The organism is Alcanivorax hongdengensis A-11-3 (assembly GCF_000300995.1).
In the GTDB taxonomy this organism is placed as follows: domain Bacteria; phylum Pseudomonadota; class Gammaproteobacteria; order Pseudomonadales; family Alcanivoracaceae; genus Alcanivorax; species Alcanivorax hongdengensis.
The window spans coordinates 130,100-155,431 of the sequence record NZ_AMRJ01000004.1; the positions used below are offsets into that span (position 1 = coordinate 130,100).

Genomic DNA, 25,332 nt, shown 5'->3' on the forward strand with positions numbered 1-25,332 from the left:
GGTTGAGATTGGCGTCCGACCTCTGACGTCCGACCTTGTGCGTTTTCACGCACCCCCGCGAAGAACCATAAAAAAGCCCGGCACAGGCCGGGCTAAAAAATAACCAACGGAATCAGCGCGCCAGTCAATCGCGCTGTCGGGCCCGTGCCGCATCCGGCTTGAGCAGGAAGCGGCCCAGCGCCGGCAACAGCCAGAGAGCTCCGATCATGTTCCACAGGAACATGAAGGTCAGCAGGATGCCCATGTCCGCCTGGAACTTGATGGAACTGAACACCCAGAAAACCACGCCCACGGCCAGGGTAATGCCGGTGAAGGCCACCGCCTTGCCGGTGGTCTTGAGGGTTTCCTTGTAGGCCTGCTCCAGATCCATGCCCTGCTTGAGGAACTCGGACAGCTTGCTATAGATATAGATGCCATAATCCACACCGATACCCACGCCCAATGCGATCACCGGCAAGGTGGCTACCTTCACGCCGATACCCAGCTGCGCCATCAGCGCCTGACAGAGAATCGAGGTCAGCCCCAGGGGCACGATGATACAGATCACCGCCCGCAGGGATCGGAAGGCCAGCAGAATCAGCACCGACACCACCGCATAAACCAATGCCAGCATGGGGTACTGGTTGGCCGCGATGGTCTGGTTGGTAGCCGCTTCCACCCCGGCATTGCCGGAAGCCAGCTTGAACACCACCTGATCCGGATTGTTGTGAGCCTTGGCAAACTTGGCCACCGCCGCGGTTACCCGGTCCAGTGTTTCCGCCTTGTGGTCATCCAGGAAGACGTAAACCGGTGTCAGCGAGCAGTTCAGGTTGTAGAGCGAATCGGGCATGAAGCTCATGGCGTTGTTGAGCGCATACTGGTCACGGGAAACCGTGGCCCACTTGAGCGAGCCCTCGTTCATGTTGGTGGCAATCTGTTTGGTGGCCGAGGCAATGGTCACCACATCCTGCACACCCTCCACATTACGCATTTGCCAGGCCAGGTCATCAATAGTTTCCATGGCCTCGTAGGCATTACAGGATTCCACCGGCGTCTTGGCCATCACCACCAGTACGTCCGCACTCACCGAGTAGTTAGACACCAGGAAGTTCACGTCATGGTTGTACTGATAACGGTGCTTGGGCTGGAAGCCACGGGGGCATTCCTGGTCGGCACAGGGGTCCGGCCACAGTTCCGGTGCGCCCTTGTCCAGGTCACCGATTTTCAGATCCTGGCTGTAGTAGATACCCACGCCATAACCGGCCAGCGCGATAACGATGGAAACAATCGCCAGCGGCGTCTTGGTAAAGCGGGCAAACAGGGTCGCCAGCGGGTGGTCCTTCTTGTCACCGGCCTGGATCTTGCGCACCGCGGCGCCACTGACGCCCAGGTAGGACAACACCATCGGCACCACCACCAGGTTACTGATGATGATCACCGCCACACCGATACTGGCGGCCATGGCCAGCTCGCGAATCACGCCAATATCAATGATGTAGAGCGTGAGAAAACCGATGGCATCCGACAGCAGTGCCACCATGCCCGGGACACACAGGGCCTCCAGGGTGGAACGGGCGGCGGTGCGGGAATCCATGCCGCCGGCGGCAAAGTTGGCCAGGGTATTGACCACCTGCACACCGTGGGACACGGCAATGGCAAACACCAAAAAAGGCACCAGCATGGAGTACGGGTCAATGGTGAAACCCAGATAGCTGACGATCCCCAGCTGCCAGATCACGGCGATAAAGGAACAACCGGTCACCGTCAGGGCACTGCGAATGCAGCGGGTATCTACCAGCAGCAGTACCGCAATCAGAGCCAGGGTGAAGAAGAAGAACATGGCCACTTCCTGGGCCGCCGACATCACATCACCGGCCTTCTTGGCCAGGCCGACGATGTGAATGCTGACATTGGGATACTTCTTCTGATAATCACTGCGCAGCAGTTCCAGCTTGGCGGACAAGGCAGGAATATCCACACCATCCTTGCCCAGGGCATCCAGCAACTGGGCGTGGACCACGCTGGAGCGGAAGTTATCCGCCACCAGGCGCCCTACCTGCCCGGAGCGCAGCACATTGGTGCGCAGCTGTTCCAGCTTCTGCTCGGAGCCGTCATAGCCCAGCGGAATCACTTCACCGCCCTGAAAGCCCTGCTCGGTCACCTCGTTCCAGCGCACATTGCTGGTCCACAGGGAGCTGATCTTGCTGGGATCCACCCCTTCCATGGCGAACACATCGTCGGTGACATCTTTCAATGCCTGCATGTAATCGGCATTGAAAATGTCATCGTGCTGGGTTTCCTCGACGATCACACGGATGTCGTTACCCAGGTTAAGGTCGCTCTGATGCTCCAGGAAATTCTGGATATAGGGATGATCCAGCGGGATCATCTTGCGAATATCGGTATTGAGCTGAATCTTGCTGGCCTGAAGGCCCAGCACCACCGTGGCGACAATGAAGGCCAGCAGGATCAGCGGGCGAACCGCGAAGAGGCCGCCGGCAATACCTTTGGAAATACGTCCTGACATGCTGAGCCCCCTTATTTGACGTCTTCAACCACACGTACTCCCCCCTGGCCGGCGATCAACACGCCACCCTGGGATCTGGGAAGTACAGCGGAAATGGATTCGCGGCCCGGCAGGAACCGCAGGGACAGTGACTGGCCACCGTCATGACTGGTAAGAATGCCACCGGCATTGGTTACCAGCACCACGGTGCCATCTTTCAGGACAGTGCCAGCATTAATACCCCGGCTCAGGCCGGTGTCGATGTGGGTCCAGCTATTGCCGCGATTGCCGGTCAGCCAGACATTGCCCTGCAGGCCATAAACCAGGGCCTGGTAATCAGACAACAGCGTGGCGCCAAACAGGGTGCCCTGATAAGGGCTATCAAGCTTCTTCCAGGTCTTGCCACGATCACGGGACCGGAAAATCACGCCTTTCTCGCCGGTCACATAACGCTCATCAAGGCCCGCTTTGCCGTTGTAGCTGTACAGATGCCAGCCATCAACGTTATCCAGACGCTTCAGGTCCTTTTTCCAGTTCTGGCCACCATCCTGGGTTTCCAGAAAATAACCATACCCGCCCACGGCCACGGCACGGTCACGGCCTTCGCAGTAGACATCCAGCAGCGGGGCTCCGGAAGTATCCACCGGCGCCGGCTCATCGTAGCTGTCGTCACCGTAGGGGTCGCCATAGATGTCACCCATGTCACCGCTGTCATCGTAGGCGGTGTCGTCCTGCTGGTCGCCTTCGCCGCCGAGCGGGTCACTGTATTCCAGCGTCCAGGTTTCACCACCATCATCGGTGCCCAGCACCACGGCATCATGGCCCACCGCCCAGCCATGACGGGGATCGGCAAAGCAAACGGCGGTGAGCAACACCTGGGTGGGCGTAGCAGCCACTTTCCAGTGGCTGCCCTGGTCATCGGAATAAATAATCTTGCCGCGATCGCCAACGGCCACGGCACGCTCACCGGCATAGGCCAGACCCAGATAGGTATTGGCACGAACCAGTGGCGCGTTGTTATCCAGAAATTCTGACGCCTGCACGGAACCGGCAAGCGTGGCCATCACGGCCATCGTTATTAGTTTTTTCATATCCCATCTCTTCCCGAGGCAAGCACAAAACGACCGGTGCGCCTGGCAGGATGCCCGGGCGCCCGGTCGTATTATCAACGCCGACAGGTGCTTGCTGCCGGCGTAGTGGTTCAGATCCTGTTAGCCGCGACCGCGACGGCGCAGGGCCGCCGGATGGAAGTAACGCTCATCCGGTACCGGCTGGCTGAAGTCCAGGATGGAGGGTTCCTCGTTATCCAGCAGTTGCACGTGGTAACGCTTGGCACGCAGGTCGTGGAAGGTATCCAGCGCGCTCCACTGGGTGGGAACCTCGTAGTAGTTCTTGATGTAGGCCAGGCTGACACGCCACAGTTCGCCACGACGGTCATACTGATCCACGGCGGCAATTTGCCAGGAATCCGCATCGATGTAGAAACGACGCTTGGTGTAGATGTGGCGCTCACCCTCTTTCAGGTTGGCTTCCACCACCCACACGCGGTGCAGTTCCCAGCGGGCGTATTCCGGGTTCACATGACCTTGCTGCAGCAGCTGTTCATAGCTGATGTCGGCGCTATCGATCTTGTAGTTGTTGTAGGGGATAAACATTTCCACCGGCTTTTCGTGCACCAGGGACCAGTTGTACTTGTCCGGTGAACCGTTATACATGTCGGTGTCGTCGGCGGTGCGCAGGCCATCGGCCGCGGCAATCGGGGTGTCGTAGGCCAGGTTCGGGGCACGACGGACCCGACGTTGACCCGCATTGTAACCCCAGGCCTGACGCGGCATTTTCTTCTGGTCCAGGGTTTCGTGCACCAGCACGGCACCACCGGCCAGACGCGCCGGCGCCTTGGTGAAGGACAGGTAGTAGAAGATGACGTTGTCCAGGGTGTTGAAGGAGTATTTCGGGTCGTAGTAACGGAAATACACTTCCTGCTGGGAGGTCACCAGTGAGTAGGCACCGTTGCGCTGTACCGCTACCTCGGACGCACGACGTACCACGTAAATACCGCGCCAGCGCAGGATGTGGTTCCAGATCGCTTCACGGGCCTTCTCACTGTTGCTGCCATACAGCTCCGGGAAGGGAATACCGCCGAAGACGTTCTTCACGCCGGTGTCTTCCAGCACTGCGGAGGTGGCGTTGCTCTTGGTGTTGTCGTACACCCATTGCGGTGCCGACGTGGAACGGTGACTCGGATAGACATTCAACTTGAAGGTATCAGGGTAGGTTTTCAGCATCGCCTGTACGCCATCGGGAACCTTGTCGGCGTACTTGCCCAGATTCTGGGCGGTGATGGTAAACGCGATCTTGTCGCTGGCATACGGGTCCGGGTGATGCTGGCCCGGGTGTGTGTAGGTCTTGGGAATGTCCTTGCGCTGGATACCGCCGGTCCAGTCGGGAATACCCAGACCGGTGGAGGTGGCCTTGCCGTTGCCTTTCACCTGGGCACCAAACGGCGTCAGGGTCTTGCCCAGCTGAGCGGCCTGCTGGGCAGACACACCGGCCTGGACCCCGCTGGCCATAGACAGAGACAGTGCCAAGGCACCGCCCATCACTGCAATCTTTTTAAACATGGTTGCTCTCCGGAAAACCGGGCCGGCTCGCACCGGCCCGCAATTGTTCATTATCAGAAAGAATATTTGACGGAAACCGTGGCGTTATTACGGTCAGCCAGCTTGTTGGAATAATTCGCGCCCCAGAAGGTGGTAGCGGAAAGATCCAGCTCAAGATTGTTCAGGTAAACAAAATTGACGCCCAGCGTGGCTGCCTTTCGATCTTCCATGAAGTTGCCGCCGATCGGTGAATTACCGTCCACGTCATGGGCGAAGCGAATGCTCGGGCTCATGGCGATGCCGCGGTAGATATTGTTGTAATCGGCTTTAATGACAGCGCGATAACCCCAGGAGGTCTTGTCCAGATCGTAATGATCCGGGCCGCCGCCCAGAGTGTTGGCCTCGCTATCAAGAATGGCTGCGGTGGAGTTGTAGTTCAGCTCCGGGTTTTCCAGGCCATCCACACGTTCGACACCCAGTTCCAGCAAGGCAATCAGGTTATCGGTGCCCAGCGTCGGGCCGAAGTTGAAGATACTCACCAGGGAGCCGTTGTAGCTCTCTACCTCGTCGTAGAAGTAGTACATCTGGCCTTCCTGCACCGTGGTACTACCGTCGAGACAGCTCCCGCCGACTTCAGCGCGAACACAATGCGAAGTCAGATCATCTATCTGGACATCCTGCCCCTGCAAAGCAGAGATACCTGCTGCACCGGCCAGTTTGGCGATCAGATTATCACCGACTTCGTTGATGATGGCGCGTTTGGGCCGGTAGGCCACTTCACCGGCCAGGGACATGGTGCCAATATTGGTATTGAAACTGGCACCAAACATGTCCTGATCTTCGAGATAGACCATTTGATACTGAGAGGTATCAATAGTCTCCGCCATTGCCGCAGCACCACCACCTTTATTCAATTTTGTAATGCGAGACCCGACAATAGGGGTACGCGCATGCGTCCGGGTGTAATACAGGGCAAACTCAGTGCCGTTCAGCCCTTCGGCAAAATAACGATAGGCCAGACCAAACTGCCCATTGTCCTTAGCCTCGTCATCCCGCATGCGGTCCACAGTTACCTGAGTTGCCTCATACTGGTAATCGGAGAACTGTGAGGTATAGCCCGCAAAGGCCGTTTCCAGTCCAGGAAGACCTGCAGTGTAAGCTACAGCTCGGCCATCCACGATCACGTGATCCGCCCCTTCACCGGGGAACGCATCATGGGTGGAGAAGTAGCTGCCCACCGGCGCGTCTTCCGAGTTCTTCCACTCGAACTGGTAGAAGCCTTCCAGAGTCGCGTTGTAGGTCAGGCCGTAGGAAAAGTAGAAGCTGTCCAGCGGCAGCAGCGCTTCCTTGATCTCGGAACCGGGCAGCCGCAGGGCATTCAGATCGAAGTAGTTGGCGGTATTGACCCCACCCTGCATGAACAGGGCCTCGCCCCAATTGATCACTTGCTGACCCAGTCGCAGGTTCAGCGGACGATCAAACATGTCGAAGTTACCCCAGACATAAGCGTCCAGCATGCGAGCACGCTTGCCGGCATAACGCTTGGTGTCATCGGTGAAATCGTCACCCGTGCCGTTGTTGGCGTAATCGGAGTAGGTAGCGTAGCGTGTGTACATGTTGCTACCGGGAATATACGGGCCGGAAGCAAACAGATCACCGCCGTCATGGTTGCCACCCATGATCACCGCGTCGTAAAAGGCGGTACCGCGCAGGAATACGCCGTACTTGTTCTGCCAGCTAAGATCCAGTTCCGGGGTAATCTTGTAGACCAGGGACGCCAGGCCGGTGTCGAAATTGTTGTCGGCATCGTTCTTGTTGATCTGCGAGCCATACCCTTGCTTCGTCATGTCGACCACATCACCGGTCGCCGCCAGCATCGGGTCCTGACTCTCGGTACGGAATAGAGCGCCCACCGACAGGGTGGTATCCAACCGCCCGGAAATATCCGGGTTGTCGAATTGCAGTTGTAGTGCAGAGGCGGGTACAGACAGGCCACTGAGGGCGGCAGCACTGGCGACAGCCAGCGCCAGCCTGGTTTTACGCAGGTGGTTATTATTCATTAGCTACTCCGAGTTACCTTGCGCAAGGCTTATTGTTATCAAGTGTGGCGGTTGGCTCCCCGGCCGGCCAGAGTCCCATCAATCTTTCTGACACAGACCGCCACCCACTCTAGTATTTAATTCTTACACAGAACCGGTCAAAAAAAAGCCCCATCCTTCATCCAAAAGTGACCTTCCGGTCACCTTTTTACATTCCCGGGGCCTCGCAGACCACCGGCAAACCGCTATGAACGGTCTGTGAGAATGCGGGACAGTACTTCTGACAGGTTTGCCGAGGCCTTCTGCTGCACGCCCTGCAGCCCCTTTTCCAGCATGGCCTGGCGCTGCGGCTCGAGACGACGCAGACGGGCGGCACCATTGGCCAGCCGCGCGGCCACCTGCGGATTGATGGCATCCAGGCGTGCCAGCGCCTCACAGAAGAAGCGGTAGCCCTGCCCGTCGGCGGCATGAAAGGCCACCGGGTTGGCATTGACCAGGGTTCCCACCAGCGCCCGCACCCGATTGGGCAGGGTCCACTCGAAGGCCGGGTGGTCCAGCAAGGCGCTGGCCACCGACACCGTGTCTTCCCCCGGACAGGTCGCCTGTACGGCAAACCACTGGTCCATAACCAGCGCTTCGCCCTGCCAGCGCGCGGCAAAATCTGCCAGCGCCTGGTCGGCACCGGGCAGCCCGTGGTGCACCAGCAGGCGCAGGGCACCCAGCTCCTCGGTCATGCAAAGGGGATGACCGAACAACTCGCCGACGGTCTCGGTGACGCCGGCGCTCCCGGCAGCAGCCAGATACCCCAGCGCCAGCAGACGCATCTGACGGCCACCAATGGCGTCGCCCTCCATGCTGAAATCCTGCCGCTGCCAGGCCTGTTGCTGGGCCTGCCACTGTTCCTCCAGTACTTGCCCCAGAGCGCCAGTCAGCGCACGGCGAGCCTGATGCACGGCGCGCGGATCAAGGGGCGAATGCCGGTCCCCCAGCGCCACCTCGGTGGGCAGCGTCAGTAACAGCGCCGCCTGGGCCGGATCTTCCTTGGCTCGCTCGATCACTCGCTCCAGTACCGGCTTGAGGGCAAGCGCTTCCGATTGCGCCTGACCGGGGTCGCCAACCAGACGATCCAGGGCCGAGAAATACAACCGCTGGGCAGCATTCCAGCGACAATAACCATCACTGTCATGGGCCAGCAGCGTGGCCAGCTGCGCCTCGGTATAGGGATAGTCCAGCACCACCGGTGCGGAAAAACCGCGCAGTAGCGACGGCGTCACCGCCTCCGGCACGGCAAAACGGAAGCTCTGCTCCGACTGGTCCACAATCACTACGGTTTCGCGGTTGCCCTGCTCGTCCATGGCCACGGCCTGACCGTTACTATCCAGCAATGCCAGTTTCACCGGGATCACCAGCGGGGCCTTGTCCGGCTGACCCGGTGTGGCCGGGGTATGCTGACGAACATGCAGGGTGTACTGACCTTCATGATATTCATCAGTGACCGTCAGCACCGGCGTGCCGGCCTGGCTGTACCAGCGCTTGAACTGGGAAAGGTCCAGGCCGGACTCGGCTTCCATGCAGGCAACAAAATCATCACAAGTCACCGCCTGGCCATCGAACTGCTCGAAATAGCGGTCACTGGCTCGCCGGAAGGCCTCGGGGCCCAGCAGGTTATACTGCATGCGCACGATTTCCGCGCCCTTCTCGTAGATGGTCAGGGTGTAGAAATTATCGATTTTCTGATATTCCGCCGGGCGCACCGGATGGGCCATGGGCCCCTGGTCTTCGGGGAACTGGTGGTTGACCAGAAAATCCACGTCCTCGACCCGCTTGACCGCGGCGGAGTTCATATCCGCGGAAAAGCTCTGGTCACGGAACACGGTAAAGCCTTCCTTGAGGCTGAGCTGAAACCAGTCGCGGCAAGTGACGCGGTTACCGGACCAGTTATGGAAGTACTCGTGGGCGACCACCGACTCCACCCGCTGGAAGCCGGCGTCGGTGGTGGTATCCGGGTGCGCCAGCACGCAGGCGGTATTAAAGATATTGAGCCCCTTGTTCTCCATGGCGCCCATGTTGAAGTGGCTCACCGCCACAATCATGTAGATATCCAGATCGTACTCGCGGCCATAGGTCTGCTCGTCCCAGCGCATGGCATTTTTCAGCGATTGCATGGCGTGGTCGAGCTTGTCCAGGTCACGGTGTTCGGCGTAAAGGCGCAGCGCCACCGGACGCCCGGAAGCGGTGTTAAAACTGTCCTCCAGGCAGGCCAGGTCGCCGGCCACCAGGGCAAACAGATAACAGGGCTTGGGGAAAGGGTCATCCCAGGTCACCCAGTGACGTGTGCCCTCCTCGCCCCAGTCCACCGGATTGCCGTTGGACAACAGCAACGGGTAGGTCGCCTTGTCCGCGTGCACCGTGGTGGTAAACCGGGCCAGCACATCCGGGCGATCCGGGAAAAAGGTAATACGGCGAAAACCCTCCGCTTCACACTGGGTGCAGACCATGCCGTTGGACTGGTAAAGCCCTTCCAGCGCGGTGTTCTTCTCCGGCTCGATGGTCACCACCGAGGTCAACACACACTGGGCCGGCAGATCGCGCACTGTCAGAAGATGGCCATCATAGTGGTAGCTGTCCTGCGTCAGTGTTTCGCCATCCAGGTTCAGCGATTCAATCACCAGCGCTTCACCATTGAGTACCAGTTCGCCGGCCGGCTGGTCAGAATCCGGGTTATGTTGCAGCTGCAGCTCACTGGTGACCCGGGTCTGGCCCGGATGAATATCCACATCCAGTGTCACTTGCTCAACCCGGTAAACCGGCGGCTGGTAATCCGCCAGGCGAGTGGTGGTGATCGCTGTATTTGCACCTTCCATAACCCTACTCCAGACAATCCAGGTTGTGCCGCCCTTCACCGGACGGCCATGTCGCTATCCCAAAACAACAACACCCCGACAGAGCGGGGTGTTGTTGATAATGCCATTTGTGGTGCTGAAGTTCAGCTCACTATGGCGCGGGCACCTGGATAAACGATGCCGCCGTATTGCTGCCACCCGGCGCCGAGCCAACCGCCAAAGAACTGGCTGGTGACAGCACGAAAGTGACCGCTTCCGTTTGCAACTCGGCCGTCGCCAGCTTATCACTGGCTTTACTGTCACCCTCTTCATCCGGGTAAGTCGTCAATAGAGAAGCATGCTGGCCGATCTTCAGATTAACCAACAATCTTGGTCCCGGATCAGATGCAGTCAAATCATACCCACCTGCGCCGACCTGAGTTGTGTCCAGCAACTTCGCCAAGGCAGTCACACCAGCCAACGGTGCACCCTCTGCCACGGGGGGAACGACCTGATCAGGCAGCGGCGTATCGCTTTCACCCAGGCCGGAGGTATCGGTATCACCACCACCGACAATCTGCTGCACCAGCACCGGCATCCCCAACCCGGCACCGGACAGGGTGTCACCGACCAGGGTCTGGGCGAAGTTCAACGGATCCCCGGAGGCCACGGTGCTCTGGGCCACATAGAGGAACTTCTCGTAATCCGAGGTATGCGGCTTCACACCACTGACGGCCAGGCCAGCCTGGATGCGCGGTGCGAAGGTCGGCGAATTGTTGAGAATCTGCGTCACCTGAGAGCCACCAGAGGAAACCAGCAACCCTTTGAGGGGATTCAGGTTGGAAACAAAGGAAGCCCCCGTCGCTGAATTAATTTGCTGTAGAGAAGCGATCGCCTGCTGGTTGGCAGAGGCGAATACGGTGCCGACAATACCACCCAGCGATACACCAATGACCTTCACATTGTCCAGATCAAGGGTGCCATTGCCGTCGATATTCAAATCACTAATCGCCCCCAGGCTGGCATTCAGGTTCATCAGGTCCATGACACTCTCGCGCAGGTTATCGCGGGTGTTGGGCAGGTTGGCCAGGTTGATGAACCAACTGCCGGAACCATCAAAGTCATCGGAAGGGTTAGCAAAATTCATCGGGGCAGGATTGCCAGCGGCATCCTGAACTATCTCGAAATGACGTTCATGGGGAGCATTGTCAGGGTAGATTTCACTATAGCTTTTCCCGTTTACGGGATTAACGCCGTGCTCCACGTTCAGCACATTGACAAAATCACTGTTGGCCGGCACCCCATGCATGGGCAGATCAATGGCTACGGTTGCCACACACTTGGTCGCCAGAGAGTGGGCCAGGGCAATCACCGAGGTACGGTCACTGGTAATGCCATGAACATAGATCACTACCGGGTAACCGGTGTTATCCCGCACATTGGCACAGGAGGCACCACCGAGTTCGCTGGGCGTCTGTGTCGCATCCGGCAGGGTGACCTGCAGGGGCACATCCTCGATACCGGTCTTGGCAGCAAACGGATAGCGGTAGGTCACATTGTAGGAACCATCCACATCCTGAGGCGGAACGCCCGCACCCAGCTGGCTGCCCAGCACCTGGTCCGCATTCCAGCTTTTCTGCAGGAAGCTGTAATCGGAGGCCGCTGCCGGCGCGCTAAGGTAATAAGGCAGCTTGATATAGCCGGTGTACAGCTTGCCACCGCCACTTAGCTGTCCCTGGGTCAGTGTGCCGAAATCCACACCGCTCATGGCACTGACGCCAAGATCGCGCGCCTTGGGGGTGCTCAGCAACCCGCCCATTTCCAGATTACCGGCATTGGTCACCGCATTGGCAGGCGGTACACCCGCGTCAACCTGCGCTTTCACCACCGCCGCCCTCGGCGCACCCATGGCCACCAGCGGGGCAACCGGATCCGTGGTGGTAAAGGTGTAGGAAATCACCACGGAATCCTTGGCCGCCTGATCCGCAGGATTGCCCTTCATTACCGCCGCCGCCAGCGCTTCCCAGCCATGCACGGCCTTCTGTACCGACTGCAAACTGTCAATCAGGCTGCTGTCGTCCGGCCCGCCCAGCAAATCATACTGGTACGAGGCTTCCATCGGGTCACCTTGCTCATCGCGCAGGCCATTGGTGATGAATACCAGGTACTTGGTCTTGGCCAGCAAAGGCTGCTCGGGGATAACACGCAACACATTGTTGGTGCCGCCATCCAGTGATTCGACCGACGCGCTGTAGGCAGGCTGGTGACTGGCATCCGAGTCAGGCGCGAAGTTAGCGGTAATCGGCAAGGCATCATCGTCTGAGGTCGCCAATGGCACCAGATAGACATTAGGGGTACAGGAGCCATCCGAAGGCACGCAAACGGAAGCCGGATCAATAGCATCGCCTTCGAAGGCGATATCGAAATAGGCCGAAGTGGAAAAACCATCCAGCTTGTTCAGCGCTGCGGTGACCGGGTTGGTGGCCACGCCCACATCTGCGGTGCCATCGGTACTACCCGCAAAAACCAGATCCGTATTCAATGGCAACTGACTTGCTGCCGGGTTGAAAACCGGATGAGTCCCGACCCGGGTGGACCCGATGCTCTGATCAGGTACCGATGAATCACTACCGCCGCCGCAGGCGGCCAATGCCATGGCAACCGCCAGTGGCAGGACTTTCTTGTAATTTCCCATGGGTTTCTCCCGAAACCAGTGCTTATTTTTTTATATAAAGACCCAGGTTTCTGTCTGCATGCGCAAGCAGGGCAGCCAAACCTGACTAGGAAGAATACATGATCAGGCTCGGCAGCACCAAAGTATTAAGCCATGCCAGAGTGTATTTTTTACACGAGAAAAGAGAAATAAACGACGACCAGCGAGTCACGGGGCAGACGGCCGGTAGCGAGTCGCCGAATGCCCCTGCCCTGACGCTACTGAAGGGTATCCGGCCCCTTGATGGTAACCGGTTGCTCCCGGTCGGCATCCTCCTGACTCTTGCAGGCCTGCTCCATGTAACCGGTGCGTTGCTCCTCGGGCAGATTACGACTTTCCCAAGCAATCACCGCCTGCAGGCACAGCGCTTTCTGCTCCGGTGACAGGGTGCGCCCGTCCGGCCAGCGCCCCAGCTCGATGGCACGCCGCATATTCTGGTAGACCTCCGGCGTCATGCTGGCGATCAGATCATCAAAACTCTGGTAGTTCATAACACTAACTCATTAACAGGTCACAACAGGCAGCACGGGAAGCCACTGCCAGGACTGTGGAAGCTTGCCTGCAAAAGACCTTGCCCCTTCGCGTGCAAGCACGCTCCTACAGAATCCATACCCATACTGTGGGAGCTTGCTTGCAAGCGAAGGGAGCTCGGGTTCGCGTGCAAGCACGCTCCCACATAAAACCGCCCCTCAATTACCATCGCCGGGACGGGTACTCCAGCCCAGCTTGGACCGGCAGGCCTGATAGAAATCATGGCCTGGCGGGTGAATCAAATGCAGCCGGTGGGGGCGCTTGCGAATGGCGATCACGTCATCCACCTGCAGGCGAATCCCCTCGGTGCCGTCACAGCTGACCAACGGGCGCACCTTCTCGGTGGTGATGTGAATCTTGATCTCGCTGTCACCGGCCACCACCAGGGGGCGGCTGGTCAGGGTATGAGGATTGAGCGGCACCATTACCATGGCATCCAGCTTGGGGTGCATGATGGGGCCGCCACCGGACAGGGCATAGGCCGTTGAGCCGGTGGGCGTGGAAATAATCAGACCGTCGGAGCGCTGGCCATAGACAAAATGCCCATCAATCATCAGCTCGAAATCAATCATGTGGACACTGTCACCGGACAACAGCACCACATCATTCAGGGCGCACCCCTCGCCCACCACGGATTTACCCCGGCGCACTTCCATATCCAGCAGAAAACGTTTTTCAGTGGTGTACTCGCCATCCAGCACCTGCCCGACCCGGCTTTCGATTTCCGAGGGCAGAATGTCGGTGAGAAAACCCAGGTGGCCACGGTTAACACCCAGCACCGGCACATCATAACGGGACAGGGTGCGTGCGGCGCCCAGCAGGCTGCCATCGCCACCGACCACGATAATCAAATCGCAGGATTCGCCCATCTGGGCGGCGGAGGCGGCCTGCAGCCCCATTTCGGAGAGACTGTCGGCGATCTTGCGGTCAAGAATCACGGTACAGTCGCGGCCATGCAGAAAGTGGATCAGCTGGCGCATGGAATACAACGCCTGCTCGCTCTCGGAACGGGCAACCAGGCCGATATTGCGCCACTTGTTACTAAAGGAAGTCTCTTGCGACACGGTCATCCTGGGCAGCCGCAGCTGCATCCGGTGGAGGAGCCTGCCGCAGGCGGCAGTCTCCTAGGTCAGGTATTCGTTCAGGGTAGCAGCATTGCTGTTAAGGCCGCCATCCAGCACGATCACATCCAAACCCGCGTTTTTTAACAGAAACGCCGCCGTGGCGCTACGTCGACCGGTGTCGCAGTAGGCAATATAGGTCTTGCCCGGGTCCAGCAACCGGGACTTGAGGCGAAGCACATTGAGGGGCATGTTGGTGGCGCCCACCAGATGCTGTTGGTCAAACTCGTCACTGGTACGCACATCCAGCCACCAGGCGCCTTTCTCGGCCACACCCAGCACTTCGTCTGCGGGTAACGTGTTGATGATGGGTTCGCGCAACAGGGCATCGAAGTCCTTGCGATCCAGACGCATCAACACCCCATCGGTGGCCATGGTCACGGTGGCATTACGCGGCTTGCCCGACAGCAGCGCCTCTTCACCAAACCACTGGCCTTCTTCGAGCATGGCCACGGGCGTCGCTTCCGGCGCATCACCAATGCTGATGGCTACCTCGCAGACCCCTTCCTTGAGAATGTAGCAGCAATCCGCCTCTTCCCCCTGGCGGATAATCACATCCCCCTCTTTGTGGCGCTGGGCGCGCAGACGTCGAAAGATTTCCAGGATGTTGGTAGGCGGCACCCGGTGGAACAACTTGGACTTGAGCAGCCGGATCATCCACTCGCGGTCATTCTGATAGGCCGCATTGGCATTGATATCGAGAATCACGTAACCGGCGGACTGATCCCAGGAAAGGATGGTATCCAGGCGGAAGCTGTCAAAACGGACCACGCTGACCTCCCCCACGGCCCTGGCGGTACTGCGACGCGGCTGCACATGCTCCAGCGGGTGCCAGGATGCGGTGTCCCCGGCACTGACCACCTGCACCTCACCGCTCTCGTCGGTGAGTTCCACCTTGCCACTGAGCAGGTAGATGGTGGTGTTGTCCTCGTCACCCATGGAGAACAGGACATCGCCGGCCTGAAAGCGGCAGACCTCCTGCTGATCCAGTAACCAGTCCAGCTGATCCCCCGACAACGCATTCACCGGCACGAAGGTTTGCAGCAGATTCTTGTCAATGGATTCCTGCGCCATGCAGCGCCTCCCGTCTTCTTGTTGTTCAACCCCGATTTTCTTACCTGCCTGCAAGAACCTTACCAGCTTTGTAAGAAAATATTCTTATATGACCTTTGACCCGCTAGCGAAAACGCAGCACGTTATCGATGGCAGAATCCGAACGGCAATTCGGGCAGCGGTTGGAGTTGCAATCAGAGACACCGGGCTTGAACTGGTTGGGCACTTCCACCCGGATCACCCGCTTGCCGCAGGGGCTTTCATCGCTGCCCACCGGCACCTGGCAGACCGGATTCTCATAGTGAGCCAGCCAGGCCCGGTAATGGTCTTCGGTAACCAGACACTTTCGCGCGGCAAAGGCGATGGGGTTGTCCATGTAGTTGGCCACCTGATCCGCCGATACGGAAATATGGCCGGCACCGGGGTGGAAGGCGATAAAGCTCAGGCCCAGATCTTCCAGTTTCTCCAGCACTTTCTGGGCGCCACTGTTGGCGATCTTGCCCTGGTTGCGCTTGAGTTCGCTGATTTCCTCGCGCAGCTGGCCGATCACGTCGTCCCGGGTGAGCACCTCCATCTCGCGGCTGTGCATCTCTTCGGCCATTTTGGCGCGTTCTTCTTCCAGGCGCTGCTCCAGAGCCAGCTTGTACTGCTCGGTGAGCACTTCCAGCTCACTGCCCTGATCGGCATGTTCGCGATTTTTCTCTTCCAGGCTGCCGGTCAGGGAAATCACCTGCCCCTTGAGTGAATCGTTCTGCTCGCGCAGGGCCACATTCTGGGACTTGAGCGTCTTGAACTGGGTCAGCACCTTTTCCAGCTGGGCATTGAGGATTTCCTCTTTTTGCTGGGCGCTGTAACGCAGCTTGCCCACCTCTTCCTGGTGGCTGGTTTCCAGGGTCTGCACACGCAGGCGCAGCTCCTTGATGATGCGGGCCAGTCGCACTCGCTCGGCGTCGTCCCGGGCCGCCGCGGGGGCCGCCTCCGGCGCTACCACCGGCGCCGACATGGTCGGTACCGACGGGGCATCCAGCTCATCATCCATCTCCAGCCCCATCTTCGGGCCGCGCTCGCGGATGGTATCGCGGATGGCGATAAAGTCATTGGCGCCGGGCTTCATGCTCGGGTCCCAGAGCTGGTCCTGGTGCCAGGCCACCGGGCACTGGCTGCGGCAGGCCAGACGGATCGGCCCGGCTCCCATGTCCGGCCCCTGACCGGCATGCTCGGCCAGGTGACGCAACGGTACATTCCAGCTGGTATCCGCCATGCCGTCTTCATCAAAATCAATGGTAAACAGCACCATGGAACGGACCTTTAACTGGCCGTTCACCAGGCAGTAGGCACCCCGCATTTCCTTGTCGGCAAACTCGGGCACACCCACCATACCGTCCAGAATCGCCTCGAAATCCGCGTACAACATGCTCTTGCAGATGCCCCGATGGTCAAAAAAAAGTATCGCCTCCGAGGTCACTGAGGATGCTGCCATGATGCCTTCCTTCCCTTTACGGTTATTGTAATGTGGCGGCTTGATCCAGCAGGCTGCCTGCACACTGACCTGACGTGCCGAGTGACACAAGAGGTCAAAGCCTGCCAATTATAGTCATGCGTCGGGCCAAGAGTGTGACCCGATCAGCACTGAAAAAAAAGCACTGATGCCCAACCGACACCATGCGCCAGACAACCGGCACAAACCAGTGCACGGATCACGTCCGGGGCGGATACCGGTAACAAAATATGTGGGGTTTCAGGTGGATAGTGGTAATGCGGTGAGGGAGGTAAGCAGGAAAGGAAGCCGGCCAGGCCGGGAAGGAGAGATTACAGCTCTTCGCCGTCATCTCCCCAGGCGTCATCGCCCTCGTACCACTCTTCCAGGCTTTGCATCATCAACTGCTCTTCCAGACGATCTTCGAGATATTCTTCCATGGTATTGTCCTCTTTTTGTTGGATTCGGCCCTCTATTGGAACCTGAAGAAATGACAATACAGTGAATCGGAAAGTTCCTGCCGGGCGGCGCAGACAGACGGGACAAGCACAAACAAAAACGCCCTCAATACTGAGGGCGTCTTGCGAATAGATGGCGGAGCGGACGGGACTCGAACCCGCGACCCCCGGCGTGACAGGCCGGTATTCTAACCAACTGAACTACCGCTCCACTATTCCTTACGGAACTCTTTTCAAAATTTGGTGGGTGGTGACGGGATCGAACCGCCGACCCTCTGCTTGTAAGGCAGATGCTCTCCCAGCTGAGCTAACCACCCGCATCGCGTTGCGAAGTGGGCGCCATTTTAGGGATTGGGCCCCGGGTGTCAACGGCTTTTTTTCAGAAAGAGGTTCGTTTGCCTAGAAAATGGGCGAAACGCCGAAAAGTTGGCCGGAATGCTCACAAAAACGGCGGAAATACCGGCAACGAGCCGCTATTCGCCGGCCTCCAGCGCCTCGATTCGCGCCTTGGCCTCCTCCAGGGTGTAGGTGCCCGCTACCGGCTGGCCGTTGGGCCGGGCTATCAGGTAATGGTGCACATCCAGGGCCCAGGTCTGCCGGTTCAGCTCCCCTTCCTCGATGATGGTATAGCCGGTCTTGCCCCAGGCCAGAGCGCTGCCGATCATGATTCGCCCACCACTCTCTCGACCATGATGTCAGCCAGATCATCCAGGCTCAGTGAGCCATCACGGTCAAACCAGTTGGGCACCCAGCCGGTCATGCCGGTGAGCAGGCGACGAATAATGAAAGGGTCGGCCCGGAAAGCTCCCTCACGATGCAGGCTTTCCAGCACCTGCAGCCAGAGCTGCTCGTAAATGCCGCGCAGGGCCAGCGCCTTGCGCTGCTTGTCATCACTCAGACAGCGCCATTCGGTCACCAGCACTGCCATGGCCTCGGCGGTATCACCGACGATGGACTGCAATTCCGCACGCAGCAGGGCCCGCAACTTGTCACGGGCCGAGTCCTGCGAGGCAATAGCCTGACGCAGTCGCTCGGTATTGAAGTGGATCACCTCCTCCATCACCGCGTAGAGGATATCCTCCTTGCTCTTGAAGTGATGAAAGATGGAGCCGCTTTGAATGCCCACCGCTGCCGCGATGTCCCGCACCGTGGTACGGTCAAACCCCTTGTCACGGAACAGGTGAGCCGCTGCACTCAACAAGCGCCCGCGGGGAGAATCATCAATTCCATTAATCGCCAGTGACTCAACCATTGCTACCCTCATTCTGTGACGCGGCATTATCCCGGTTCCATCGCCGTAGCCGCAAGGCTTGCCCGGGACAGGCAATAAATCCACGCAGGCCGCCCCGGACCTTTACAAACCAAGCGCTTGCTTGGTAGCTTACGAGACCACGCTTTAACACGCAAATGGAGCCACCATGACCCACCCCGTGCGCATCGGCTGTGCCGCCGGATTCTGGGGCGACACCAACAGTGCCGCCTTTCAGCTGGTCAAGCAGGCCGAGATCGATTACCTGGTGTTTGATTACCTGGCCGAGGTGACCCTGTCGATCATGGCCGGAGCCCGCATGAAAGACCCGTCCGCCGGCTATGCCCATGACTTCGTCAACAACGTCATGGCGCCGCTGGCCCGGGACATCAAGGACAAGGGCATCAAGGTGATCAGCAATGCCGGGGGCGTCAATCCTCGCGCCTGCCGCGAGGCACTGGAAAAGGCCTTTGAGGCCGCCGGCGTGACAATGAAGATTGCCCTGGTGGAAGGCGACGATCTGAACCCGCGACGGGCCGACTTTGCCCACGCCACCGAGATGGACAGTGGCGCACCACTGCCACCGTTTACCGTCACCATGAACGCCTACCTGGGCGCCCTGCCCATCAAGGCCGCGCTGGATGCCGGCGCCGACATCGTACTCACCGGCCGCATCGCTGACTCGGCGCTGGCACTGGGGCCACTGATGCACGAATTCCACTGGGCCAATGACGATTACGACAAGCTCGCCCAGGGTTCCCTGGCCGGCCATGTGATTGAATGCGGTGCCCAGTGCACCGGCGGCAACTTCACCGACTGGCGTGACGTGCCCGACTTTCACAACATGGGCTTTCCCATCGCCGAGTGCCATGCCGACGGCCACTTTATCATCAGCAAACCGGACAACACTGGCGGTCTGGTGACGCCGGCCACCGTGGGCGAACAGATCGTTTATGAAATCGGTGATCCGCGTGCCTACATACTGCCGGATGTGGTCTGCGACTTTACCGGCATCGAGCTGACCCAGGATGGCGACAACCGGGTCAAGGTCACCGGCGCCCGGGGACGCGCGCCCACCGACAGCTACAAGGTCTCCGCCACCTACCCGGACGGCAATCGCATTACCGCCTCTTTCCTGATGGGCGGCCTCGATGCCCCGGAAAAAGGCCAGGTGGTGGCCGACGCCATTCTCAAAAAGGTGGCCGGCCTGTTCCAGCAGGTCGGCATGGCACCCTTCCGCGATACCAGCGTGGAAATTCTCGGCAGCGAAAGCACCTATGGCGAACACGCCCGCCGCCGGGACACCCGCGAAGTGGTAGTCAAGATTGCCGCCCTGCACGACGACAAGAAGGCGCTGGGCCTGTTTGCCCGGGAAATCGCCCAGGCCGCCACCGGCATGGCACCGGGCCTGTCCGGCCTGGTCGGCGGTCGCCCCAAACCGATCCCCCGCATCCGTCTGTTCTCCACCCTGGTGCGCAAAGAGCAGGTGCCGGTCACCGTGGACATCAATAACCAGACGCTGACGGTGGCCATTCCCGCCGGCGAGCCCTTCGATGCCGGCGCCCTGCCCACAGACCCGACCGGCGACAGCGCCAGCGGAGAGGTTTGCGTGCCACTGGTGAAACTGGCCTGGGCACGCAGCGGCGACAAGGGCAACCATGCCAACATCGGCGTGATCGCCCGCCGGGCGGACTATCTTCCCTACATCAATGCCGCGCTCACCGCCGAGAGCGTAGCCGATTACATGCGGCATGTGCTCGATCCGGACACCGGCAGCGTCAGTCGCTGGTCCATGCCGGGCATGCATGCCTTTAATTTCCTGCTGAAAAATGCTCTCGGGGGCGGCGGTATCGCATCGCTGCGCATCGACCCCCAGGGCAAAGCCTTTGCCCAGCAGTTACTGGATTATCCCGTGCCCGTCCCCCGGGCACTCGCCGAGGAGTTGAATTAAATGGGTTACCGCAGTGTTTTCCGCGAAGGGCTGTTTAGCGGCCAGAACATCATCGTCACCGGTGGCGGCTCCGGCATCGGCCGTTGCACCGCCCATGAACTGGCCTCGCTGGGCGCCCGGGTGGTACTGATCGGTCGCAAGCAGGAAAAGCTCGATAGCGTCATGGCGGAGATCGAGGAAGATGGCGGCCAGGCCCTGGGCTTTACCTGTGATATCCGTGACGAGGAGGCGGTGAAAGAGACCGTGGCCCAGGTCTATCAGGCCGTGGAGCGGGTCCATGGACTGGTCAACAACGCTGGCGGTCAGTTCCCTTCACCATTGGCCCTGATCAGCCAGAAAGGCTGGGAAACCGTGGTGCGCACCAACCTGACCGGCGGGTTCCTGATGGCCCGCGAGGTGTTCACCCAGGGCATGAATCGCCATGGCGGCGCCATCGTCAACATCGTCGCCGACATGTGGGGCGGCATGCCCGGCATGGGCCACTCCGGCGCTGCCCGGGCCGGAATGGTCAACTTCACCCAGACCGCCGCCTACGAATGGGGCAGCTGCGGGGTACGCGTCAATGCGGTGGCGCCGGGCTGGATCATGTCCAGCGGCATGGATACCTACCCGGAAGGTTTCAAGCAAACCCTGAAAACCCTGAAAGCGGCGGTGCCCCTCAAGCGCATGGGCAACGAGTCCGAAGTGTCCGGCGCCATCTGCTTTTTGCTCAGTGATGCCGCCGCCTTTATCAGTGGCGACACCCTGCGCATCGACGGTGCCGCCAGCCAGGGCAACGTGGCCATCTTCCCGCTGCCCGACCATGACAAGAGCCAGCCCTTTGACGGCTTTCACCGAGCCTCCACCCCGGACGTCTTCAAGGATCTCTAATGTCTGTGATCGAATCCGCACTGGATACCCACGGCGAGGAATACCGCCAGAACCGCGAGGCCCTGCTGGCCGCGGTGGAGGAATTCCGCGCCATCGAACAACAGGTGGTGGATACCGCCGAAGGCAAGCGCGCCAAATTCGAGAAACGCGGCCAGCTGCTGCCCCACGAACGGATCTCCCGCCTGCTGGATGCCGGCTCACCGTTCCTCAGCCTGATGAACCTGGCCGGCTACAAGATGCACGATGACAAGGACGGTACCGAAGCCGGCGGCAGCACCATTGCCGGCATTGGTTATGTGTCCGGCGTACGCTGCCTGGTGACCGCCTCCAACTCGGCCATCAAGGGCGGCACCATTTCGCCCTCCGGCCTGCACAAGACCCTGCGCCTGCAGCGCATCGCCCTGGAAAACAAGCTGCCGGTGGTGAGCCTGGTGGAATCCGGCGGTGCCAACCTGAATTACGCTGCGGAAGTGTTTGTCGATGGTGCGCGCACCTTTGCCAACCAGGCACGCCTGTCCGCCGCCGGCATTCCGCAGATCACTGTGGTACACGGCAATGCCACCGCCGGTGGTGCCTATCAACCGGGCCTGTCCGACTATGTGGTAGTCGTGCGCGAGCGGGCCAAGATGTTTCTGGCTGGCCCGCCCCTGCTGAAAGCCGCCACCGGTGAAATCGCCACCGACGAGGAACTGGGCGGCGCCGAAATGCACAGCGGCACCGCTGGCACTGCTGAATACCTGGCCGAAAACGACGGCGACGGCATCCGCCAGGCCCGCGAGCTGGTAAAGCTGCTGGGCTGGCGCCGGGCCGCCGCCGAGGCCCCTGCCCACGAACCGCCGCGCTACGACCCGCAGGAGCTGCTGGGCGTGATACCGGCGGACGCCAAAAAACCCTATGACGTGCGCGAGGTGATTGCCCGCATCGTCGATGGCTCCGATTTCCTGGATTTCAAGAATGACTGGGACAGCGCCACCGTCTGTGGCTGGAGCACCCTTGAAGGCAAGCCGGTGGGCATCATCGGCAACAATGGCCCGATCACACCCCGTGGCGCCGCCAAGGCCGCCCAGTTCATCCAGCTGTGCGACCAGACCCGCCGTCCCCTGCTGTTTCTGCACAACACCACCGGTTTCATGGTGGGCACCGATGCGGAACAGAACGGTGTCATCAAGCACGGTTCCAAAATGCTGCAGGCAGTAGCCAATGCCCGCGTGCCGAAAATTTCCGTGGTCATCGGCGGCTCCTACGGCGCCGGCAACTACGCCATGTGCGGCCGTGGCCTGGACCCGCGTTTCATCTTTGCCTGGCCCAATTCCCGGGTAGCCGTGATGGGCGGCCAGCAGGCCGGCATGGTGTTGCGCATCGTCGCCGAAGCCAAACAGCGCGCCAACGGCATCGAGCCGGATGAAAAGGTGCTGGACATGCTGCAGCAGAGCACCGCACAGAAACTCGACAGCCAATCCACGGCCCTCTACGGCACCGCCCGTTTGTGGGATGACGGCATCATTGACCCCCGCGACACACGCCGTGTGGTGGCCTATGCCCTGGACATCTGCGAAGACGCGGAACAACGACAACTGCACCCGAATGCGTTCGGGGTGGCAAGGCTATAAAGCAATGAATAATGGAGAATTGACAATGGATAACGACGCGAGTACGGCTCTGCCGATCTTCCACTCCTGAGCCCGCGCTTTTGGGTTTTCGTTATCAATTATCCATTCTCAATTATCAATTTGCCCCCGGCCTTTCCGGCAAGCGCTGAACACAACAGAACATGACGAACACAACAGGAGTCACTCATGCTTTTCACTCAAGAACATGAAGAACTGCGCCGTACGGTCCGCAATTTTGTGGAAAAGGAACTCAACCCCCATGTGAAGGAATGGGAAGACGCCGGCCGTTTTCCGATCCATGAGGTGTTCAAGAAAATGGGGGACCTGGGCCTGCTGGGCGTGACCAAGCCCGCCGAGTTTGGTGGCATGGGGCTGGATTACTCCTATGGCCTGGTCATGAGTGAGGAAATGGGTCGCGTGCACTGCGGCGGCGTGCCGCTGGCGGTGGGCGTGCAGACCGACATGGCGACGCCGGCCCTGGCCCGTTTCGGCAGCGATGCCCTGCGCCAGGAATTCCTGGCGCCGGCCATCGCCGGTGACATGGTGGCCTCCATTGCCGTGTCCGAGCCCCATGCCGGCTCCGATGTGGCCAACACCAAAACCACCGCCAAAAAAGATGGCGATGACTACGTCATCAACGGCACCAAGATGTGGATCACCAACTCCCCCAGTGCCGACTTCTTCTGCCTGCTGGCCTGTACCTCCGACGACAAGCCCCATGTCAACAAGTCCCTGATCGTGGTGCCCCGTGATGCCTCCGGCATCACCGTGGACAAGCCGCTCAACAAGCTGGGCATGCGCTCCTCGGAAACCGCCCAGGTGTTCTTCGACAATGTCCGTGTCCCCCAGCGCAACCTGATCGGCCAGGAGGGCATGGGCTTCATGATGCAGATGATGCAGTTCCAGGAAGAGCGCCTGTTCGCCGCCGCCAACAGCCTGATGGGCATGCAGCACGTGATCGACGAAACCATTGCCTATGCCAAGGACCGCCAGGTATTCGGCATGCCGCTGATCGATAACCAGAGCGTGCATTTCCGCCTGGCCGAGCTGCAGACCGATCTGGAAGCCCTGCGTGCCCTCACCTACCGGGCCTGCGAAATGTACATCAACGGCAAGGATGTGCTGCAGCTGGCCTCCATGGCGAAACTGAAAGTGGGCCGTCTGAGCCGGGAAGTGGCCGACAGCTGCCTGCAGTACTGGGGTGGCAATGGCTTCATGTGGGACAACCCGGCCGGCCAGCTCTACCGGGATGGTCGCCTGGGCTCCATCGGCGGCGGTGCCGACGAGGTCATGCTGGGCATCATCTGCAAGACCATGGATATCCTTCCGGGCAAGAAAAAATAACGTCAGGCCCTTCATCCGTAGGAGCGACGCTCGAGTCGCGATGGCTTGCAACCCTGTTCGCGACTCGAGTGTCGCTCCTACAGAAGAAAACAACGAGGTGAAGCATGCGCTTACCCAACACCGACACCTTGCTGGTGAACCAGGACGGTCCGGTTCTGCACATCACCCTGAACCGGCCGGACAGCCGTAACGCCATGAGCCTGGCCATGGTCAATGAACTGATGGCCCTGTTCGAGGCGGTAAAGGACAACCGCGATATACGCGCCATTGTGCTGCGCGGGGCCGGCGGCCACTTCTGTGCCGGCGGCGATATCAAGGATATGGCCGGCGCCCGCCAGCAGGCCGCCGCCGGTGACAGTGACGCCTACGTGGCACTCAACCGCCGATTCGGGGAAATGATCACAGCCGCCAATCAGCAGCCACAGGTGGTTATCACCGTGCTGGAAGGGGCGGTGCTGGGCGGCGGCTTCGGCCTGGCCTGTATTTCCGACGTGGCCATTGCCAGCCGCGATGCCACCTTCGGGCTGCCGGAAACCGGCCTGGGCGTCATTCCCGCCCAGATCGCCCCCTTTGTGGTTCAACGCATCGGCCTCACCCAGGCCCGCCGTCTGGCACTCACCGGCCTGCGTTTCAAGGGCGAGGAGGCACAGCGCCTTGGCATCGTGCACGAGGTGGTCGACAGCAGCGAACTGGACAACGCCCTGGCGCAGACGCTGGCCACAGTGCGCCGCTGCGCGCCCAACGCCAACCGGGTGACCAAACAGCTGGTGCTGAAGGTCGGCCATGAACCCATGGACAGCCTTCTCGACCAGGCGGCGCGGGATTTTGCCGACGCCGTCAACGGCGAAGAGGGTCAGGAAGGCACCATGGCGTTCGTGCAGAAACGACCGGCGTCCTGGAATCAATAACCGTAGGGCGGCAATGGGCACCAGCCCCTCTCCGCCATGACTGAAAGCGAGCCGTGCCATCCTGCAAGGCCATGTCGGAGATGCCCTACTGGCATTTCCGA

The 25,332-nt window shown here is 59.9% G+C and carries 17 protein-coding genes and 2 tRNA genes; 5 read left to right on the forward strand and 14 right to left on the reverse strand.

Annotated elements, in window-relative coordinates; all coding sequences use genetic code 11:
• Positions 1-124: 124 nt before the first annotated feature.
• The 14 genes from A11A3_RS04840 to A11A3_RS04905 all read right to left on the reverse strand — a co-directional run bounded on the left by A11A3_RS04840 (position 125) and on the right by A11A3_RS04905 (position 18,551).
• Positions 125-2,506 (reverse strand): efflux RND transporter permease subunit, encoded by a 2,382-nt coding sequence (locus A11A3_RS04840; RefSeq protein ID WP_008928151.1) that lies wholly within the window; start codon positions 2,504-2,506, stop codon positions 125-127.
• A gap of 11 nt (positions 2,507-2,517) precedes the next feature.
• Complete coding sequence (locus A11A3_RS04845; RefSeq protein ID WP_040296718.1) at positions 2,518-3,576, reverse strand: WD40/YVTN/BNR-like repeat-containing protein; 1,059 nt, start codon at positions 3,574-3,576, stop codon at positions 2,518-2,520.
• Positions 3,577-3,696: 120 nt separating this feature from the next.
• Positions 3,697-5,106 carry a DUF1329 domain-containing protein gene (locus A11A3_RS04850; RefSeq protein ID WP_008928153.1) on the reverse strand — a complete coding sequence of 470 codons (1,410 nt, stop codon included), beginning with the start codon at positions 5,104-5,106 and terminating at the stop codon, positions 3,697-3,699.
• 53 nt (positions 5,107-5,159) lie between these two features.
• Complete coding sequence (locus tag A11A3_RS04855; protein WP_008928154.1) at positions 5,160-7,145, reverse strand: DUF1302 domain-containing protein; 1,986 nt, start codon at positions 7,143-7,145, stop codon at positions 5,160-5,162.
• Positions 7,146-7,369: 224 nt separating this feature from the next.
• Positions 7,370-9,988 carry an aminopeptidase N gene (gene pepN, locus A11A3_RS04860; RefSeq protein WP_008928155.1) on the reverse strand — a complete coding sequence of 873 codons (2,619 nt, stop codon included), beginning with the start codon at positions 9,986-9,988 and terminating at the stop codon, positions 7,370-7,372.
• A gap of 130 nt (positions 9,989-10,118) precedes the next feature.
• Positions 10,119-12,641 carry a putative lipoprotein gene (locus A11A3_RS04865; RefSeq protein ID WP_008928156.1) on the reverse strand — a complete coding sequence of 841 codons (2,523 nt, stop codon included), beginning with the start codon at positions 12,639-12,641 and terminating at the stop codon, positions 10,119-10,121.
• Positions 12,642-12,877: 236 nt separating this feature from the next.
• A complete protein-coding gene (locus A11A3_RS04870) occupies positions 12,878-13,150 on the reverse strand; it encodes a YeaC family protein (protein ID WP_008928157.1) in 273 nt (90 codons plus the stop codon).
• Positions 13,151-13,348: 198 nt separating this feature from the next.
• A complete protein-coding gene (locus A11A3_RS04875) occupies positions 13,349-14,260 on the reverse strand; it encodes an NAD(+) kinase (protein ID WP_051011751.1) in 912 nt (303 codons plus the stop codon).
• Positions 14,261-14,314: 54 nt separating this feature from the next.
• Positions 14,315-15,385, reverse strand: coding sequence for a cyclic nucleotide-binding domain-containing protein (locus tag A11A3_RS04880; protein ID WP_008928159.1), 1,071 nt, complete (start codon positions 15,383-15,385; stop codon positions 14,315-14,317).
• Positions 15,386-15,488: 103 nt separating this feature from the next.
• Complete coding sequence (locus A11A3_RS04885; RefSeq protein ID WP_008928160.1) at positions 15,489-16,844, reverse strand: hypothetical protein; 1,356 nt, start codon at positions 16,842-16,844, stop codon at positions 15,489-15,491.
• A gap of 589 nt (positions 16,845-17,433) precedes the next feature.
• Positions 17,434-17,510: transfer RNA gene (locus A11A3_RS04890), tRNA-Asp, on the reverse strand.
• Positions 17,511-17,540: 30 nt separating this feature from the next.
• Positions 17,541-17,616 (reverse strand) — tRNA-Val (locus A11A3_RS04895).
• A 156-nt stretch (positions 17,617-17,772) separates the two neighbouring features.
• Complete coding sequence (locus A11A3_RS04900; RefSeq protein ID WP_008928161.1) at positions 17,773-17,964, reverse strand: hypothetical protein; 192 nt, start codon at positions 17,962-17,964, stop codon at positions 17,773-17,775.
• Positions 17,961-18,551 carry a TetR/AcrR family transcriptional regulator gene (locus A11A3_RS04905; protein ID WP_008928162.1) on the reverse strand — a complete coding sequence of 197 codons (591 nt, stop codon included), beginning with the start codon at positions 18,549-18,551 and terminating at the stop codon, positions 17,961-17,963. The genes A11A3_RS04900 and A11A3_RS04905 overlap by 4 nt, the downstream gene beginning before the upstream one ends.
• Positions 18,552-18,717: 166 nt before the next feature.
• Here A11A3_RS04905 and A11A3_RS04910 point away from each other — a divergent pair, with 166 nt between their 5' ends.
• The 5 genes from A11A3_RS04910 (at position 18,718) to A11A3_RS04930 (ending at position 25,231) form a co-directional block, all read left to right on the forward strand.
• Positions 18,718-20,499, forward strand: coding sequence for an acyclic terpene utilization AtuA family protein (locus A11A3_RS04910; protein ID WP_008928163.1), 1,782 nt, complete (start codon positions 18,718-18,720; stop codon positions 20,497-20,499).
• Positions 20,500-21,369, forward strand: a complete 870-nt coding sequence (locus A11A3_RS04915) for an SDR family oxidoreductase (protein WP_008928164.1) — start codon at positions 20,500-20,502, stop codon at positions 21,367-21,369. It abuts the gene before it with no gap.
• Positions 21,369-22,979 (forward strand): acyl-CoA carboxylase subunit beta, encoded by a 1,611-nt coding sequence (locus A11A3_RS04920; RefSeq protein ID WP_008928165.1) that lies wholly within the window; start codon positions 21,369-21,371, stop codon positions 22,977-22,979. The genes A11A3_RS04915 and A11A3_RS04920 overlap by 1 nt, the downstream gene beginning before the upstream one ends.
• A gap of 186 nt (positions 22,980-23,165) precedes the next feature.
• Positions 23,166-24,323, forward strand: coding sequence for an acyl-CoA dehydrogenase family protein (locus tag A11A3_RS04925; RefSeq protein ID WP_008928166.1), 1,158 nt, complete (start codon positions 23,166-23,168; stop codon positions 24,321-24,323).
• Between the two features lie 104 nt (positions 24,324-24,427).
• On the forward strand, positions 24,428-25,231 hold the full coding sequence (locus tag A11A3_RS04930) for an enoyl-CoA hydratase/isomerase family protein (RefSeq protein ID WP_008928167.1): 804 nt from the start codon (positions 24,428-24,430) through the stop codon (positions 25,229-25,231).
• The last annotated feature ends 101 nt before the right edge of the window (positions 25,232-25,332 follow it).